The sequence below is a fragment of the Microbacterium sp. H83 genome (genome assembly GCF_001650405.1).
Taxonomy (GTDB): Bacteria; Actinomycetota; Actinomycetes; order Actinomycetales; family Microbacteriaceae; genus Microbacterium.
Genome location: NZ_LWCU01000055.1, coordinates 53,641 through 67,738, shown reverse-complemented (window position 1 = coordinate 67,738; position 14,098 = coordinate 53,641). Strand labels below are relative to the sequence as shown.

The following is a 14,098-nucleotide window of genomic DNA, read 5'->3' as shown; positions in this document are numbered from 1 at the left end:
TTGGGTCGGTGGAGATCAGTCCTGGGCGAGGATCGTGTACAGCCTACGGCGGGCCTCGTCGAGGATCTCGACCGCCTGCTGCACCTGCTCCTCGCTGCCGCTGCGACCCACCTGCGCGGCGGCGGCGGCCAGGTCGACGCCGGCCTTCGGCAGAGCGCTGTAGCGCGGGTTGTCGTGCCTGTCGCGCTGGGACTGCGACTCCCACGGCGCGGGCGTCTCGGTGTTCTCCGCCGCGACCGCACGACCGGCCTCGGTGAGCGAGTAGGTCTTTCGACCGTTCTGCTCCTCGGCCTCGATGAGTCCCTCGTCGGCGAGCAGCTGCAGGGTGGGGTAGACCGAGCCTGCGCTCGGCTTCCACGACCCGCCGCTGCGATCGGCGATCTCGGTGATGATCTGGTAGCCGTGCATGGGCCTCTCGGCGAGCAGCGACAGCACCGCGGTGCGGACGTCGCCCTTGGCCATGCGCGAGCCGCCGCTGGGGCGCTGCTCGAAGGACTTCTCGAAGCTCTTGCGCAGCTGGTCCATAGCGTCGAAGATCATGGATGCCGGACCTCCGGAGCCTGAACCGAAGCCGGATCCGCCGAAGGGGTTCGAGGGGAATGCGTTGTTCATGGTGACCTCCCTGGAGTGGTGAGCGATAGTCAACGATATATCGTTGAGATGGGTATGGGGTGGGAATCCGGCGGAGCTGCTCGCGGCCGCAGGGCGCGATGCGTCGGCGGCGTACCGCCGCGCCGCGGAGCTCGCGGACGACGGCGCGGTCGCCGCCTTCCTCCGCACCCGCGCCGCGCGGTGACGGCATCCGCTGGCTCCGACTGCACGCACGGTGCCCTGAACGCAAGCCCCGTGCGGTGCACAGGTGCGGGTGTTTGACTGCGGAGGATGTCGAATCCGTCTGTGCGTGTCAGTGTCGTCGTTCCCGTCTACAAGCCGGGGGCCGCCTTCGACGAGCTGATCGCGTCGCTCGACCGGCAGACGCTCGATCACACGCGGTTCGAAGTGCTGCTGTGCGACGACGGATCGGGGCCGGAGACCGCCGAGCTCCTCGCCGCCGTCGCGAAGGACCGCCCCTGGGTGCGCGTGATCCCGCTGCCGCACTCCGGCTGGCCGGGAACGCCGCGGAATCACGGGATCGACGAGGCTCGGGGCAAGTACGTCCAGTTCGTGGATCAGGACGACTGGCTGTTCGACGGCGCACTGCAGAGCCTGTGCGACTACGCCGACCTCCACGGATCGGACGTCGTCGTCGGCAAGGAGGTCGGGATCGGCCGACCGCTGCCCTCCCGGATCTTCCGGCACGACGTCCCCGATGCCCGGCTCGGGGAGGATCCGCTGCTCGAGATGCTCACGCCGCACAAGATGTTCCGCACGGCGTTCCTCCGGGCGCACTCGATCCGGTTCCCCGACGGCAAGGTCCGCCTCGAGGATCACCTCTTCGTGATGCGGGCGTACTTCGAGGCCGACACGATCTCGATCTTCGCGAGCGAGCCCTGCTACGCCTGGGTGAAGCGCGAGGGCAGTGCGAGCTCGTCGCGGATCGACCCCGAGACGTACTTCCCGCACCTCGAGGCCGTGCTCGACCTCGTCGAGCACTACACGACGCCGGGGCGGCTGCGTGATCGGCTGCTGCGGCACTGGTTCCGCGGCAAAGTGTTGAAGCGGCTGGCCGGCAAGCGGATGCTGTCGCACTCCGCGTCGTACCGCACGCGACTGCTCGACGTGCTGGTGCCGCTGACGCAGCATCGGTTCGGGCCGGGCGTCGACGCGGGCCTGGCCTTCCCCCAGCGCATCCGCGCCGCGCTGCTGCGTGCGAACCGTCGCGACGATCTGGTGCGCTTCGCCCAGTTCGAGGCCGACATGGAGTGCCGCGCCGTGGTCACCGCCGCGCGCTGGTCGCGCGGCGGCGGGCTGTATCTGACGGTCCGGGTGTCGGTGCGACGCGACGGACAGGACGCCCTGGTCTTCGAGCCGGGGTCCGGGCGCCTGACGTCGCTGCCCTTCTCGACCGCCGCCCTCCCGGCGGACCTGCTCGTCGCCGGACGGGAACTCGGCAACGACCAGGTCGAGCTCTTCCTCCGCGACAGGGCGAAGGGCGTCGACCGGAGGATCGCCGGTGCGCACCTGCAGAACCGCGACACCGTCACCGTGGCCGTCGATCCGCTCAAGGTGTTCGGACCGACGGACGAGTCCCGCGGTGCGCGCCTCGTCGCGAAGGTGCGACGTGCGGGCTGGACGTTCGACGTGCCGCTGACGGCGGATGCCGCGACGCTCGCCGGCGCGGGGCACTCGCCGCTGCTCGCCGGACGCACCTGCACGCCGGTGACCACCCGCAGCGGGGCGGTCGAGCTGCGCCGGGTGTGGCCGAGCGGTCGACTGAAGGACATCGCCGGACGCGCGGCACGACGTGTGCGGAGCCGTTCGCGCGGGCGCTGACCCGTTCCGCCCGCCGCTGGATGCTCCCGTCGCGGGGTACTCCTGTCGCGGGGTACTCAGCGCGCGAGCGTCAGGATCTCCGCGCCGTCCTCGGTGATCGCGATCGTGTGCTCGGTGTGCGCGGTGCGGCAGCCGGTCGCGCTGCGGAGCGTCCAGCCGTCGGCATCCGTGACGAGCACGTCGGTGTCGGCCATGACCCAGGGCTCGAGCGCGAGGAGCAGTCCCGGCCGGAGCCGGTACCCGCGGCCGGGGCGGCCGTCGTTCGCGACGTGGGGGTCCTGGTGCATCGTCGAGCCGATCCCGTGGCCGCCGAACTCCCTGTTGATCGGGTACCCGGCGGCCGTCAGCACCGATCCGATCGCGTGCGAGATGTCACCGATGCGGTTGCCGGGATGTGCGGCGGTGATCGCCGCCGCCAGCGCTCGCTCTATCGTCTCGATGAGAGCCAGGTCCTCCGGTGCCGCCCGCTCGCCGACCACGAAGCTGATCGCGGCGTCGGCGGCCACTCCGCGGAGCGTGACCGCGAGGTCGAGCGTCAGCAGATCGCCGTCCGCGAGGACGTAGTGGTGGGGCATCCCGTGCAGCACCGCATCGTTGACCGCCGTGCAGACGTGGTGCCCGAACGGCCCGCGGCCGAAGGACGGGGCGTAGTCGACGTAGCACGACACGGCGCCGGCGTCCTCGATCATCTGCTTCGCCCAGCGGTCCAGATCGAGCAGGTTCACCCCGACCGTCGCCCGCTGCTTCAGCGTCTGCAGGATGCGACCGACGAGGGCGCCTGTGTCTCGGGCGCGGTCTATCTGCTGTGGGGTGAGGATCTCGATCATGATGCTGCTCTCCAATAACTATCCCGGTAATACTATCCCGGGATTAGTATGGGCGCCATGATGGTTCGGATGCCGCTCACCCCCGCCGAGGTCGAACGCGGCGAGCGCCTCGGCGCACTGCTGCGGCGAGCGCGGGCGGATCGCTCCATGCTGAGCGTCGCCCTCGATGCGGGCGTCTCTCCCGAGACGCTGCGCAAGATCGAGTCCGGCCGCGTCGCGACCCCGGCGTTCTCGACCATCGCCGCGATCGCCGGCGTGCTGCACCTGTCGCTCGACGCCGTGTGGGCCGAGGTCGAGCCGGCCCGGGAGTCCGGCCGGTCGCGGGTCGCCTCCTGACATGGCGCACGCTCTCGTCACCGGCAGCTCCCGCGGCATCGGACGCGCCATCGCCCAGGCCTTCGCGCGGCGCGGCGACCGGGTCGTGGTGCACTACGGCCGGGACCGGGATGCCGCCGAGGAGACGGTCGCGTCCCTCGACGGATCGGGTCATGCCGTCGTCGGCGGGGACATCGGCGATCCGACGGTCGCGCAGCGCATCGTCGACGAGGCGATCACCGCTCTCGGGCATCTCGACGTCCTGGTGAACAACGCGGCCGTCGCGCCGACCGCGGCGAACGGACACCGCGTGGACGCGACGACCTACGCCGACTGGCAGCAGTCGTGGGCTCGGATGGTGTCGGTCAACCTCGTGGGCGCGTCGAACGTGTCGATGCTCGTCGCACAGCACCTGGTCGCGCGCGGCGAGGGCGGGGCGATCGTCAACGTCGGGTCGCGCGGCGCGTTCCGCGGCGAGCTCGACCACCCGGCGTACGCCGCGACGAAGGCCGGACTGCAGGCGCTCGGGCAGTCGCTCGCGCTCGCCCTCGCCCCGCACGGCATCGCCGTCGCGTCGGTGGCACCCGGCATGGTCTCGACCGACAGGCAGGCCGCGAAGCTCGACGGCGCGCAGGGCGACAGCATCCGCGGTCAGAGCCCGTTCGGTCGCGTGGGCATCCCCGAAGAGGTCGCCGCAGCGGTCGCGTACCTGACCTCGCCCGAGGCCATCTGGGCGTCGGGCACTGTGCTGGACCTCAACGGCGCCTCGTACTTCCGCTGAGGCCATGACCTCTCGCGGCGTGATCATGCCGCACGCACCCACGGGACACGATCGTTCCGTGCACCGCCCTCGAATCTCGCCCGGCCGCCCAGCCTCGGCGTGCGCCGCGAATCGACGTAGGGCGGCGGGATGAACCACACCTCCGCGCCGACCCCGACCCCATCGATGCGGATCTCCCATCCGTTGTCATGGATCCGGTGATGACAGGTCTCGCAGAGCAGCACGCCGTTCGCCAGATCGGTCGGCCCGTGGTCCCGGCTCCACCAGCGGATGTGATGTGCCTTCGTCATCTCGGGAGGCAGTCCGCACATCGCGCACCCGCCGTCGCGTTCCACCAGAGCGAGACGCTGAGACCGCGTGAACAGTCGTTTCTGTCGCCCCCAGTCGAGGATCTGACTGTCGCTGCCGAGCACGCACGGGATGACTCCCCCGCCGGCGGCCATCCGTCGCGCCGCGCTGACGCTGATCCGCTGACCGATCCCGTCGACCTCCGCCGACCCCTCCCCCGAGACGAGGTCATCGAGCGTCACCCGTACCACGACCGTGGCGCCCGCCAGCGGCACACGCTCGCCCTTGCAGCCGAGCACGTGGGCGCAGAACACCTCGAGGGCGTCAGCCTGCATCATGGACACACTTCGGCGGTCGGCGTCGGGCGCGTCGGGGTCCGGAGCATCCTTCCGCGCGGCGAAGGCCGCACTCACGTACCCGCGGATCGCGGCGACGATCGGAGCGGCGCTCTCGACATCGAACCGACCGTTGAGGTGGACCATCCCGTCGCGCTCGAACAGGGTCAGTGACCTGCGGCTGCGGCGCTCGTCATCGCGAGGTTCGGTGCCGTCGGGGTCGATCCACGCTTCGGCGCGATCGACGACCTTGCGGACGTCGTCGAGGGGAAGACCGATGGACGATCTCACCAGCGAAGCCTCGGCCTCGGCCGTGCGCTCGGCGCCGATCTTCACGCGGCATCGCTCGAGCAGGGCGATGATCAGCGCAGCGGCCGCGACCCCCAGGGTGCCCGACTGCAGGGCCTTCTGCACAGCGGGGTACCTCGAAGGGAGCGGCGAGCCGAGCAGATCGGTGCGTGGCGCGGTAGCCTCGCCCACTCTGATCAGGCGCGATGCGTCGCCCCTCGACATCCCGGTCGTCGCGGCCAGCAGGGCAGCCGCCGAGCGATACCCCTGCTCCTTCGCAAGGCCTCCGGCCCCGAGCTCGGCGCGCGATTCGTGCGCGATGCCCGCCGCGACCTGGGTGTGGACGGCGTCCAGCTGCCGCTTCAGCGCATCGATCGCGGCGTTCGCCGCCAGCAGATCCTCACGCGACAGGCCACGCGCGTCGCCCGATCCCGCCCACGTCGCAGCGAAGCGGGTCATCGCCTCGTGCAGTTCGGTGAGCGGGTTCATGCTCAGATTCTACGGGCGTCGAACGGGACATTCGAAGCTTTGTACTAACAAATTCCGGGACTCCGATATGCCGACCGCGGCGGGCGGGGCACCTCCGGGAACCCGCGTCGACGGCCCCGCTACCCCCGCAGCACGGAGTCCAGCAGGCCGGGGAACAGGGCATCGAGGTCGTCCCGCCGCAGCGTCAGCATCCGTCGTCGGCCGTGGGGCTCGTTCCTGATGACGCCGGCCTCACGCAGCACCTTCATGAAGTGCGACTTCGTGGACTTGGGCAGGTTCGGATCGGTGGCGTGGCAGGAGGCCATGTCGAGCGGGCCGTCGGCGAGCTGTCGGGTGATCGCGAGGCGCTCGGGGTCGCTGAGCGCGAAGAGCACGTCGGTCAGCTGGATCTCGGAGCGATCCGGATGCGGGAGGTCGCCAGGCATGGTTCGAGAATAGTTGAACAATCCGGGAATGGCGAGTACGCTCCGATAGTTCGATGATTATCGAACCCACACGCGTCCCCGCGGATGCGACACCGAGGAGCCCGCATGACCATCACCGCACCGACGCCCACGGCGCCGGCATCCGCCCCGACCGTCCGCCGCGCTCGATTCGGATTCGCGCTCGCGATCGCCGCGCAGATCGCGATGATGAGCGGAGCGAGCGCGCCGTCGCCTTTCTATCCGGTGCTCGCGGCAGACATCGGATTCGACGCGATCATCATCAGCGCCGTCTTCGCCGTCTACGCGGTGGCGCTGCTCCTCGCCCTCCTCACGGCGGGCTCGCTGTCGGATCACATCGGCCGCCGCCCGGTCGCGATCGGCGGCTTCCTGCTGCTCGCCGCCAGCATGGTGCTGTTCTGGCACGCCGACACGGTCGCCACACTCGTGCTCGCCCGGGTGCTGCAGGGCGTGGCGAGCGGCGTCCTGATCTCCGCACTGTCCGCCGCCGCCCTGGATCTCGCGCCGCACGGCCGCGCGCGGACCGCCGCGCTGTGGAACGCCCTGAGCCCCGGGATCGGCCTCGCCCTCGGCGCGCTGGTCTCGGGGGTCGTGCTCGACGTCACGGGAGAACCGCTCCTCGACGTCTTCGCACCCCTCACCGCCGTCTACATCGTCCTCGCCGCGCTGTTCCTCCTCGCTCCGGAGACCGCACCCCTGCGGCCGGGAGTGTGGAGGTCGCTGAGCTTCCGGCTGTCGATCCCGTCCGGCATCCGCTCGGACTTCTGGCGCGGCGCCCCCGCGGTCATCGCCGGCTGGGCGACCGGCGGCCTGTTCCTCTCCCTGGGCGCGAACATCGTGCGCACCGAGCTCGGCGGCGAGGCGCACGTCTGGCAGGGCCTGGCGGTCGCGATGCTCGCCGGCGTGGGCGCGGTCACCGCTTTCGTGATGCGCAACCGCCGACCGCGCACGTCGGTGATCTTCGGCACCGCTGCGCTCGCCGCCGGCACCGCCCTGTCGCTCGCCGCTCTCGCGGTCACCTCGCTACCGTTCTACCTCGCCGCGACCGCGGTCACCGGCATGGGCTTCGGCACCGCCTTCTCAGGAGTCGTCGGATCCCTGGCGCCGCGGATCCCCGCGACCGAGCGCGCCGACACGTTCGCCGTCATCTACGTGCTGGCCTACCTCGCCTTCGGCGTTCCCGCGGTGATCGCCGGCGTGCTGGTCGGCGTCTTCGGGCTCGAGGCCGTGGTCGTCGGGTACGGCGTCGTCGTGATCCTGCTCGCGGCGGTGGCGCTCGTGCTGCGGGTGCGCCGGGCGGAGTAGACGGGGCGCGGGGGGCTTACCGGCGGCGGGCCGTTAGTGCTGGTCGCGCAGCGGGCCTGTGCGGCGGGCACAGTGTGGGGCGGAGAACTCCGCGATGGGCGGATGCTGCGGCGCGATGAGTCCGCCCGACGGGGAGTCCTCCGCCCGACGCGATGGGTGCGGTGTTCTCCTTCAGAACCGGAGAGGCGACGAGCAGGCGCGGCGCCCGGCGGAGAACTCCGCGATGGACGGATGCTGCGCAGCGACGCGTCCGTCCCACCCGGAGTCGTCCGCCCCAACCCGGAGCCGAACGCCGTGGGCGGGCCGGACACAGCGGAGCCCCGATGACGCGGAGCGCAGCCCTCCCGGGCAGGCGTGACCGGCATCCCCCCTTCCCTGATCGAACGATTAACGATAGATTTCTACCGTTGGTCGATGAGAGGTGGAGTCATGGGCAAGTCGACGATCGTCGTGCTGCAGGTCGTGATCGCGTTGGCACTGCTGGGGTCGCTGGTCGTGCAGACCGTGATCATGCCGCTGGTCTGGGCCGATCTGGCGGGCGAGGTGCTGTGGGGACGGATCGCGCTCGTGACCATCGCCGTGCTCGGCATCCTGACGCTGCAGGTCTTCGGGGTCTGCGTGTGGATGCTGCTCGGCAAGGTCCGTCGGGGGTCGATCTTCTCGTCGGCATCCTTCCGCTACGTCGACGTGATCATCGGCGCGATCGCCGCGGCGGCCGTGCTGATGCTCATCCTGGCGATCCTGCTCGCTCCCGGATCGATCGCGCCGGGAGTCGTCGCCCTCATCGGCGGCGCCGCGCTCGTGCTCGGCGGGATGGCGCTGCTCGTCGTCGTGATGAAGGCGCTGCTGCGACAGGCGATCGACCGTGACGCGCGGGCGAATGCGCTGCAGTCCGAACTCGACAACGAAGTCATCTGATGCCCGTCGTCGTGGACATCGACGTGATGCTCGCGCGCCGCAAGATGGGTGTGGGCGAACTCGCCGAGCGCATCGGCATCACCGCGACCAACCTCGCGGTGCTCAAGAACGGGCGAGCCAAGGCCGTGCGCTTCGGGACCCTCGACGCCCTCTGCGAAGTTCTGGAATGTCAGCCCGGCGACCTCCTGCGGTGGGTCCCCGAGGCCTGAGCCGGATGCGCGCTTCCCTCGGACCCAGGCAGTTCCCTCGGACGCCGTCACGAGATTCGACCGAGCGAAGTGGAAACGTCCGCGGCACGGGCAGCCACGGGAAGGCCGACCCGGCTCACCGCGCGGCGAGCAGCTCCCGCATCCGCGTGGCCTCCGCCTCCGGCATCCGGTATCCGTGCTCGGGCGCGGGGTACGCACCCGACCGGACCTCCGCCGCATACGCCGCGACCCCGTCGACCGACGCCGACCGCACCTCGGCGTAGCGCTTGACGAAGGTAGCGGCCGGACCGTCGTAGATCCCCAGCAGGTCGTGGAACACGAGCACCTGGCCGTCGGCATCCGCCCCCGCTCCGATCCCGATGACCGGAACCGTCAGCAGCGGCATCAGGGCGGCGGTGACCTCCGACGGCACGGCCTCGACGACGATCAGCGACACTCCGGCATCCTGCAGCGCGAGCGCGTCGTCGATCACCGACAGGGCCGCCTCGGCGGTGCGCCCCTGCGCCCGGAACCCGCCGAGCGCGGTCGCCGTCTGCGGCGTCAGGCCGACGTGCCCGACGACCGGGATGCCGGCATTCACCAACGCCCGGGCACGGTCGACGGTCGTTCCGCCGCGCTCGATCTTGACGAGATCGACCCCTGCCTCCTTGATGAAGCGCTGGGCCGTGGCGAGGGCGAGCTCGTCGGACGCCTCGTACGACCCGAACGGCAGGTCGCCCACCAGCAGGGGCCGCGTGAGACCGCGGCGCACCGCACGGGTCAGCATCAGCATCTCGTCGGTCGTGATCGGCACGGTGCTGTCGTATCCGAGCACGGTCATCGCCGCCGAGTCGCCGACGAGCACCATGTCGACGCCGGCGGTCTCGACGATCTGCGCACTCGGGTGGTCGTAGGCCGTCACCATGACGATCGGCTCGCCGGCGCGCTTCTTCGTCGCGAGATCCGCGATCGTGAGCCGCTTCGTCGGGACATGGGCGCTCATCACGCGTCACCTTTCAGGATGTGGTTGTCGATCAGCCGTGCCGCGCCGACACGGGCCGCGACGAGCAGGAGGGCATCCCGCTCGATGCGCGTCACGGGATGCAGCGTCTCGGCATCCCGGAGCTCCAGGTACTCGGGCACGAGCGACTCCTCCGCGAGCACCGCCTGCGCGGCGGAGAGGATGCCGTCCGCATCGCGCTCCCCCGCTCGCCGCACGGCCGCGGCCGCGTCGAGCGCCCGGTTCAGCGCCGTCGCCTGGGCGCGAGCATCCGCGTCGAGGTACACGTTGCGGGAGCTCATCGCGAGCCCGTCGGGTTCACGGACGATCGGGCAGGCCTCGATGCGCACGTCGAGATCGAGATCGCGCACGACCCGACGGACGACGAGCACCTGCTGGGCGTCCTTCTGTCCGAAGTACGCGACGTCGGGGCGCACGATGCCGAACAGCTTGGTGACCACGGTGGCGACGCCGTCGAAGTGGTGGGCTCCGCGGCTCGCGCCGTCAAGAACGTCGGTGATGCCCGAGACGTGGATGCTCGTGGCGAAGCCATCGGGATAGATCTCGAAGGGCTCCGGAGCGAAAAGGATGTCGACGCCCTCGGCCTCGGCGAGCCCGGCGTCGCGGGCCTCGTCGCGCGGATAGGTGCTGAGGTCTTCGTTCGCGGCGAACTGGGTCGGATTCACGAAGAGCGAGACGACGACGAGCCCGGTCTGCGCGCGGGCCGCGCGCATGAGCGAGAGGTGGCCCTCGTGGAACGCGCCCATGGTGGGCACAAGTCCGACGGACTGCCCGGCGGTGCGGGCTTCTCGGACGGTGCCGCGCACCTCGGCGATCGTGCGGAGGATCCTCATGCGTCGTCCTTCCCGGTCGTGTCCGTCGCCCCGACGCTCCGCTCCCCGGCGCCACGGCTCGCGGCACCACGGCTCGCGATGTCGCGGGTGGCGGCGGCGAGCGCGTCGAACAGGGGCTGCAGGTCTCCGGATGCCGCGCGCTGCCGAGCCACGGTGTCGTGGTCGCCCCGTGCGATGGGCCCGGTCAGGACCGCCGCCGTGCCGGATGCCGCCCAGTTGTCGACCGTCCGACGGACGAGCGGGGCGAGGTGCGCGCGCTCGAGCCCTGCGGTCGCGCCGAGCCGCTCGGCCGCATCGAGCACCGTGAGCACGAAGTTCGAGGCGAAGGATGCCGAGGCGTGATACCCGGCGCGATGCTCGTCGTCGACGCGGAACGGACGCGCACCGAGCGCCCGCGCCAGCGCCTCGGCGACGGCGAGCGCATCGGCTGAGCGCCCGTCGATCGCGGCGCCGATGCCACGGAAGACATCGGGCGTCTCGTCTCCGGTGAACGTCTGCAGAGGGTGGATGCTGAAGTCGACGTCGGTCAGCGGCGTGGCCCCCGAGACGTGACCGATGAGCGTCGAATGAGGGCGGACGGCGAAGGCCACGGCCGGGATCGCCGCGTCGGGAACACACAGGACCGAGACATCCGCATCCGGGAGCCGATCGTCCCTGCGCAGCGGGCCGATGACGACGAAGTCCGCCGCACGTAGAGCCGTCGCGAGAACGACGCCGAGACGGCCCGCGCCGATGACGGCGATGGTCGTGTCGCGAGGGGAGAGGGTGTCATTCATGGGATCCCGGATCAGGCGGAGATGCCACGAGTATCCGCCCGCGCAGGAAGCAGCTCCAAATCACGGAGCAATCTGCCATGCAGCGCACATAAAAGACAAGGCAGATTGCAGCTCATACCTCCTCTTCGATTGCCACTTCGATCCGCGTCCCGTTCATCGAGCCGTCGGCTTCCGATCCCGGCACGTGCACGCGCCACATCTACAGGTAGTAGATCCGCGAGGCCTGCCGTCCGTCGCCGTCCGTCCACCGCAGCGTGACTCCCCGGACGGCCGGCCCCCCGAGATCCCTCCGCAGACGCACCTCGAACGAGGCGGTCGGCGGCACCTCGAGCGGGAGCTGCGCATCCAGAGCGGCGTGCACGCCGCCGACCACGTCGATGCCCGACACCACCGCAGATCGCCCGCTGGTGTTGCGGAAGATCCCGACACGACGGTCGCGCTCGACGGCCCACGGCTCCGGCGGGTCCGTGCCGGTCGCCGCACCGCCGATCGCGAGTCCTCCGATAGCGCCTCGACGCACCGACGGCTCGCGGTTCAACGCGTCGCCGATCTCTGTGACCCCGCCCTTCGCCGACAGGCTGTTGAGGAAGGCGATGACGGCGACGGTCGACGCCGCGATCGACGCCACGGCACCGAGCCACGACGGCACGACCACACCCCAGAAGTCGGTCGGCACGGGTTCCATGTCCGCACTCTAGCCGCGGCCGTCGACACCGGACAGGGACGGGGCGCACACCGCCCGCAGCCGACGCCGGGCAGCGGCGGCGCGACACTCCCCGGCATCCGCCGTACCCTTGAGTGTTCGGCCCGCCCCCGGCCGCGTCCTCTGGAGCATCCCCATGTCTGCATCTGCGATCGATGATCGTGCCCGCTATCGGGCGAACCCGACCGTGTTACAGGCGCTGCGGAGTCCGCGGATGCTGACGCGCGAGGTCCTCGCGGGCCTGGTCGTCGGTCTCGCGCTGATCCCCGAGGCGATCGCGTTCTCGGTCATCGCCGGCGTCGATCCGAAGGTCGGACTGTTCTCGTCGTTCATCATGGCGGTGTCGATCGCGTTCCTCGGCGGACGCCCCGCCATGGTCACCGCGGCGACCGGAGCCGTCGCCCTCGTGATCGCCCCCGTCGCGCCGACGTACGGGATGGACTACTTCATCGCGACCGTCATCCTCGCGGGGGTCTTCCAGGTGATCCTCGGAGTGCTGGGCGTCGCGAAGCTCATGCGGTTCATCCCCCGCAGCGTCATGGTCGGATTCGTGAACGCGCTCGCGATCTTCGTGTTCAGCTCGCAGTTCCCGCAGCTGATCGATGTGCCGTGGCTGGTGTATCCGCTGGTGGCGCTGGGAATCGTCGTCATGATCGTGATGCCGCGGATCACGAGGATCGTGCCGGCGCCGCTCGTGTCGGTGATCATCGTGACCGCGGTCGTGCTGACGATGGGCCTCACCGTGCCGACCGTCGGCGATCAGGGCGAGCTGCCGCGCAGCCTGCCCTCGCTGTTCCTTCCGGACATCCCGTGGACGTGGGAGACGTTCGGCATCATCGCGCCGTTCGCGCTGGGAGTCGCGCTCGTCGGGCTCATGGAGTCGCTGCTGACCGCCAAGCTCGTCGACGAGATCACCGACACCCACTCGAACAAGACGCGCGAGTCGTGGGCGCAGGGCGTCGCGAACATGCTGTCGGGCTTCTTCGGCGGCATGGGCGGGTGCGCGGTGATCGGCCAGACCATGATCGGCGTCAAGGCCTCGGGAGCCCGCACCCGCATCTCCACCTTCTGCGCCGGCATCTTCCTCTTCGTGCTGGTCGTCGTGTTCGGCGACTTCGTCGGCACGATCCCGATGGCCGCTCTCGTCGCCGTGATGATCATGGTCGCGATCGGAGCGTTCGACTGGCACTCGGTGAAGCCGTCGACCCTGAAGCGGATGCCGAAGAGCGAGACGTTCGTCATGGTGGCGACCGTCGTGCTCGTGCTCATCACCCATAACCTCGCGATCGGCGTCGTGGGTGGAGTGCTCGTCGCATCCGTGCTGTTCGTCCGGCGCGTGGCGCACTTCGTGTCGGTGTCGCGCACGGTCGCGGACGACGGCGAATCGGTGACGTATGTCGTGAACGGCGAGCTCTTCTTCGCGTCGAGCAACGACCTGACGACGCTGTTCTCGTACACGGAGGACCCGTCGCGGGTGGTCGTGGACCTGTCGGGCTCGCACATCTGGGACGCCTCGACCGTCGCCGCGCTGGATGCGATCGAGACGAAGTACGACGCACTCGGCAAGACGGTGCAGATCGTCGGGATGAACGAGAGCAGCGAGCGGATGCGGGGACGACTGACCGGCGGGTTCGAGTAGCCCGGCGGCGCGGAATAGGGCATCCGGGGGAACGCCGCCGGAACTGAGCGCGCCGGGCGGCGGTGCACGATTCAGCAAGGTTGCTGCGCTCAGGTCGATGCGCACCCGAGTTCACGCGCGGCCGGCCGGGTTGATGCGACGTTCTTGCTGAATTGTGAACCTGCAGCGTCCGCACACCGACGCCGCGCGATCGGCGCCGGCGATGGGCTCGCATCGCAGCGCTTCATCGACCTGCGTCGGGGAGAGTTCGTGAACGAGCGAAGCCGCGACGCGAACTCCCGTCCGTAGGCCTCGGCGCTTTCCTCCGGGTGGTACGCGCCTGGCGGAAGAATGGTCAGCGCGACGGGGCGCCGCTCCGTTCCGTCGGCTCCCGTCACGCGGACCGTGACGTCGTAGATCGCCTGCACCGACGAATTCACGACGACCGCGCCGTAGGCGACGGCCCGGTCGTCGACGATCCGCGACGCGACCCACGCGAACAACTGGCTCGCCAGCGCCTGTCGGACGAGCTGCCGG

At 70.3% G+C, this 14,098-nt stretch carries 17 protein-coding genes; 8 read left to right on the top strand and 9 right to left on the bottom strand.

Going from position 1 to position 14,098, the window contains the following annotated elements; translation table 11 throughout:
- Positions 1–15: 15 nt before the first annotated feature.
- Positions 16–612 carry a PadR family transcriptional regulator gene (locus A4X16_RS16500; protein WP_067122820.1) on the bottom strand — a complete coding sequence of 199 codons (597 nt, stop codon included), beginning with the start codon at positions 610–612 and terminating at the stop codon, positions 16–18.
- A gap of 43 nt (positions 613–655) precedes the next feature.
- Here A4X16_RS16500 and A4X16_RS17950 point away from each other — a divergent pair, with 43 nt between their 5' ends.
- Together A4X16_RS17950 and A4X16_RS16495 are read left to right on the top strand one after the other, a co-directional pair.
- Entirely contained in the window at positions 656–796 is a 141-nt protein-coding gene (locus tag A4X16_RS17950; protein WP_157560271.1) for a hypothetical protein, read from the top strand.
- A gap of 101 nt (positions 797–897) precedes the next feature.
- Entirely contained in the window at positions 898–2,433 is a 1,536-nt protein-coding gene (locus tag A4X16_RS16495; RefSeq protein ID WP_067122818.1) for a glycosyltransferase family 2 protein, read from the top strand.
- Positions 2,434–2,489: 56 nt separating this feature from the next.
- On the opposite strand, the gene map is transcribed toward A4X16_RS16495, so the two are convergent.
- Positions 2,490–3,260 (bottom strand): type I methionyl aminopeptidase, encoded by a 771-nt coding sequence (gene map / locus A4X16_RS16490; RefSeq protein ID WP_067122815.1) that lies wholly within the window; start codon positions 3,258–3,260, stop codon positions 2,490–2,492.
- A 60-nt stretch (positions 3,261–3,320) separates the two neighbouring features.
- Here map and A4X16_RS16485 point away from each other — a divergent pair, with 60 nt between their 5' ends.
- Positions 3,321–3,596, top strand: a complete 276-nt coding sequence (locus A4X16_RS16485; protein WP_067122950.1) for a helix-turn-helix domain-containing protein — start codon at positions 3,321–3,323, stop codon at positions 3,594–3,596.
- Between the two features lies 1 nt (position 3,597).
- Positions 3,598–4,356, top strand: coding sequence for an SDR family NAD(P)-dependent oxidoreductase (locus tag A4X16_RS16480; RefSeq protein WP_067122813.1), 759 nt, complete (start codon positions 3,598–3,600; stop codon positions 4,354–4,356).
- A 23-nt stretch (positions 4,357–4,379) separates the two neighbouring features.
- On the opposite strand, the gene A4X16_RS16475 is transcribed toward A4X16_RS16480, so the two are convergent.
- Together A4X16_RS16475 and A4X16_RS16470 are read right to left on the bottom strand one after the other, a co-directional pair.
- A complete protein-coding gene (locus A4X16_RS16475) occupies positions 4,380–5,756 on the bottom strand; it encodes an HNH endonuclease signature motif containing protein (RefSeq protein WP_067122810.1) in 1,377 nt (458 codons plus the stop codon).
- A gap of 119 nt (positions 5,757–5,875) precedes the next feature.
- A complete protein-coding gene (locus tag A4X16_RS16470) occupies positions 5,876–6,181 on the bottom strand; it encodes an ArsR/SmtB family transcription factor (protein ID WP_067122807.1) in 306 nt (101 codons plus the stop codon).
- Positions 6,182–6,286: 105 nt separating this feature from the next.
- Here A4X16_RS16470 and A4X16_RS16465 point away from each other — a divergent pair, with 105 nt between their 5' ends.
- The 3 genes from A4X16_RS16465 to A4X16_RS16455 all read left to right on the top strand — a co-directional run bounded on the left by A4X16_RS16465 (position 6,287) and on the right by A4X16_RS16455 (position 8,631).
- Positions 6,287–7,504, top strand: a complete 1,218-nt coding sequence (locus tag A4X16_RS16465; RefSeq protein WP_067122804.1) for an MFS transporter — start codon at positions 6,287–6,289, stop codon at positions 7,502–7,504.
- 429 nt (positions 7,505–7,933) lie between these two features.
- Positions 7,934–8,422, top strand: a complete 489-nt coding sequence (locus A4X16_RS16460) for a DUF2975 domain-containing protein (protein ID WP_067122801.1) — start codon at positions 7,934–7,936, stop codon at positions 8,420–8,422.
- Positions 8,422–8,631 carry a helix-turn-helix domain-containing protein gene (locus A4X16_RS16455; RefSeq protein WP_067122798.1) on the top strand — a complete coding sequence of 70 codons (210 nt, stop codon included), beginning with the start codon at positions 8,422–8,424 and terminating at the stop codon, positions 8,629–8,631. The genes A4X16_RS16460 and A4X16_RS16455 overlap by 1 nt, the downstream gene beginning before the upstream one ends.
- Before the next feature lie 115 nt (positions 8,632–8,746).
- Here the strand turns inward: A4X16_RS16455 and panB are convergent, their stop codons facing one another.
- From panB to A4X16_RS16435, 4 genes are all read right to left on the bottom strand, one after another.
- On the bottom strand, positions 8,747–9,613 hold the full coding sequence (panB, locus tag A4X16_RS16450) for a 3-methyl-2-oxobutanoate hydroxymethyltransferase (RefSeq protein ID WP_067122795.1): 867 nt from the start codon (positions 9,611–9,613) through the stop codon (positions 8,747–8,749).
- Positions 9,613–10,464, bottom strand: a complete 852-nt coding sequence (gene panC, locus A4X16_RS16445) for a pantoate--beta-alanine ligase (protein ID WP_067122792.1) — start codon at positions 10,462–10,464, stop codon at positions 9,613–9,615. Before panC ends, panB begins: the two co-directional genes overlap by 1 nt.
- Complete coding sequence (locus A4X16_RS16440) at positions 10,461–11,240, bottom strand: DUF2520 domain-containing protein (protein WP_067122790.1); 780 nt, start codon at positions 11,238–11,240, stop codon at positions 10,461–10,463. The genes panC and A4X16_RS16440 overlap by 4 nt, the downstream gene beginning before the upstream one ends.
- A 199-nt stretch (positions 11,241–11,439) precedes the next feature.
- Complete coding sequence (locus A4X16_RS16435) at positions 11,440–11,925, bottom strand: hypothetical protein (protein WP_067122787.1); 486 nt, start codon at positions 11,923–11,925, stop codon at positions 11,440–11,442.
- A 154-nt stretch (positions 11,926–12,079) separates the two neighbouring features.
- Between A4X16_RS16435 and A4X16_RS16430 the strand changes: the two genes are divergently transcribed.
- Positions 12,080–13,582: a SulP family inorganic anion transporter gene (locus A4X16_RS16430; RefSeq protein WP_067122784.1), complete on the top strand. Its 1,503-nt coding sequence runs from the start codon at positions 12,080–12,082 to the stop codon at positions 13,580–13,582.
- 89 nt (positions 13,583–13,671) lie between these two features.
- Here A4X16_RS16430 and A4X16_RS16425 read toward each other — a convergent pair whose 3' ends face one another.
- Entirely contained in the window at positions 13,672–14,064 is a 393-nt protein-coding gene (locus tag A4X16_RS16425) for a hypothetical protein (RefSeq protein WP_067122781.1), read from the bottom strand.
- Positions 14,065–14,098: the final 34 nt, after the last annotated feature.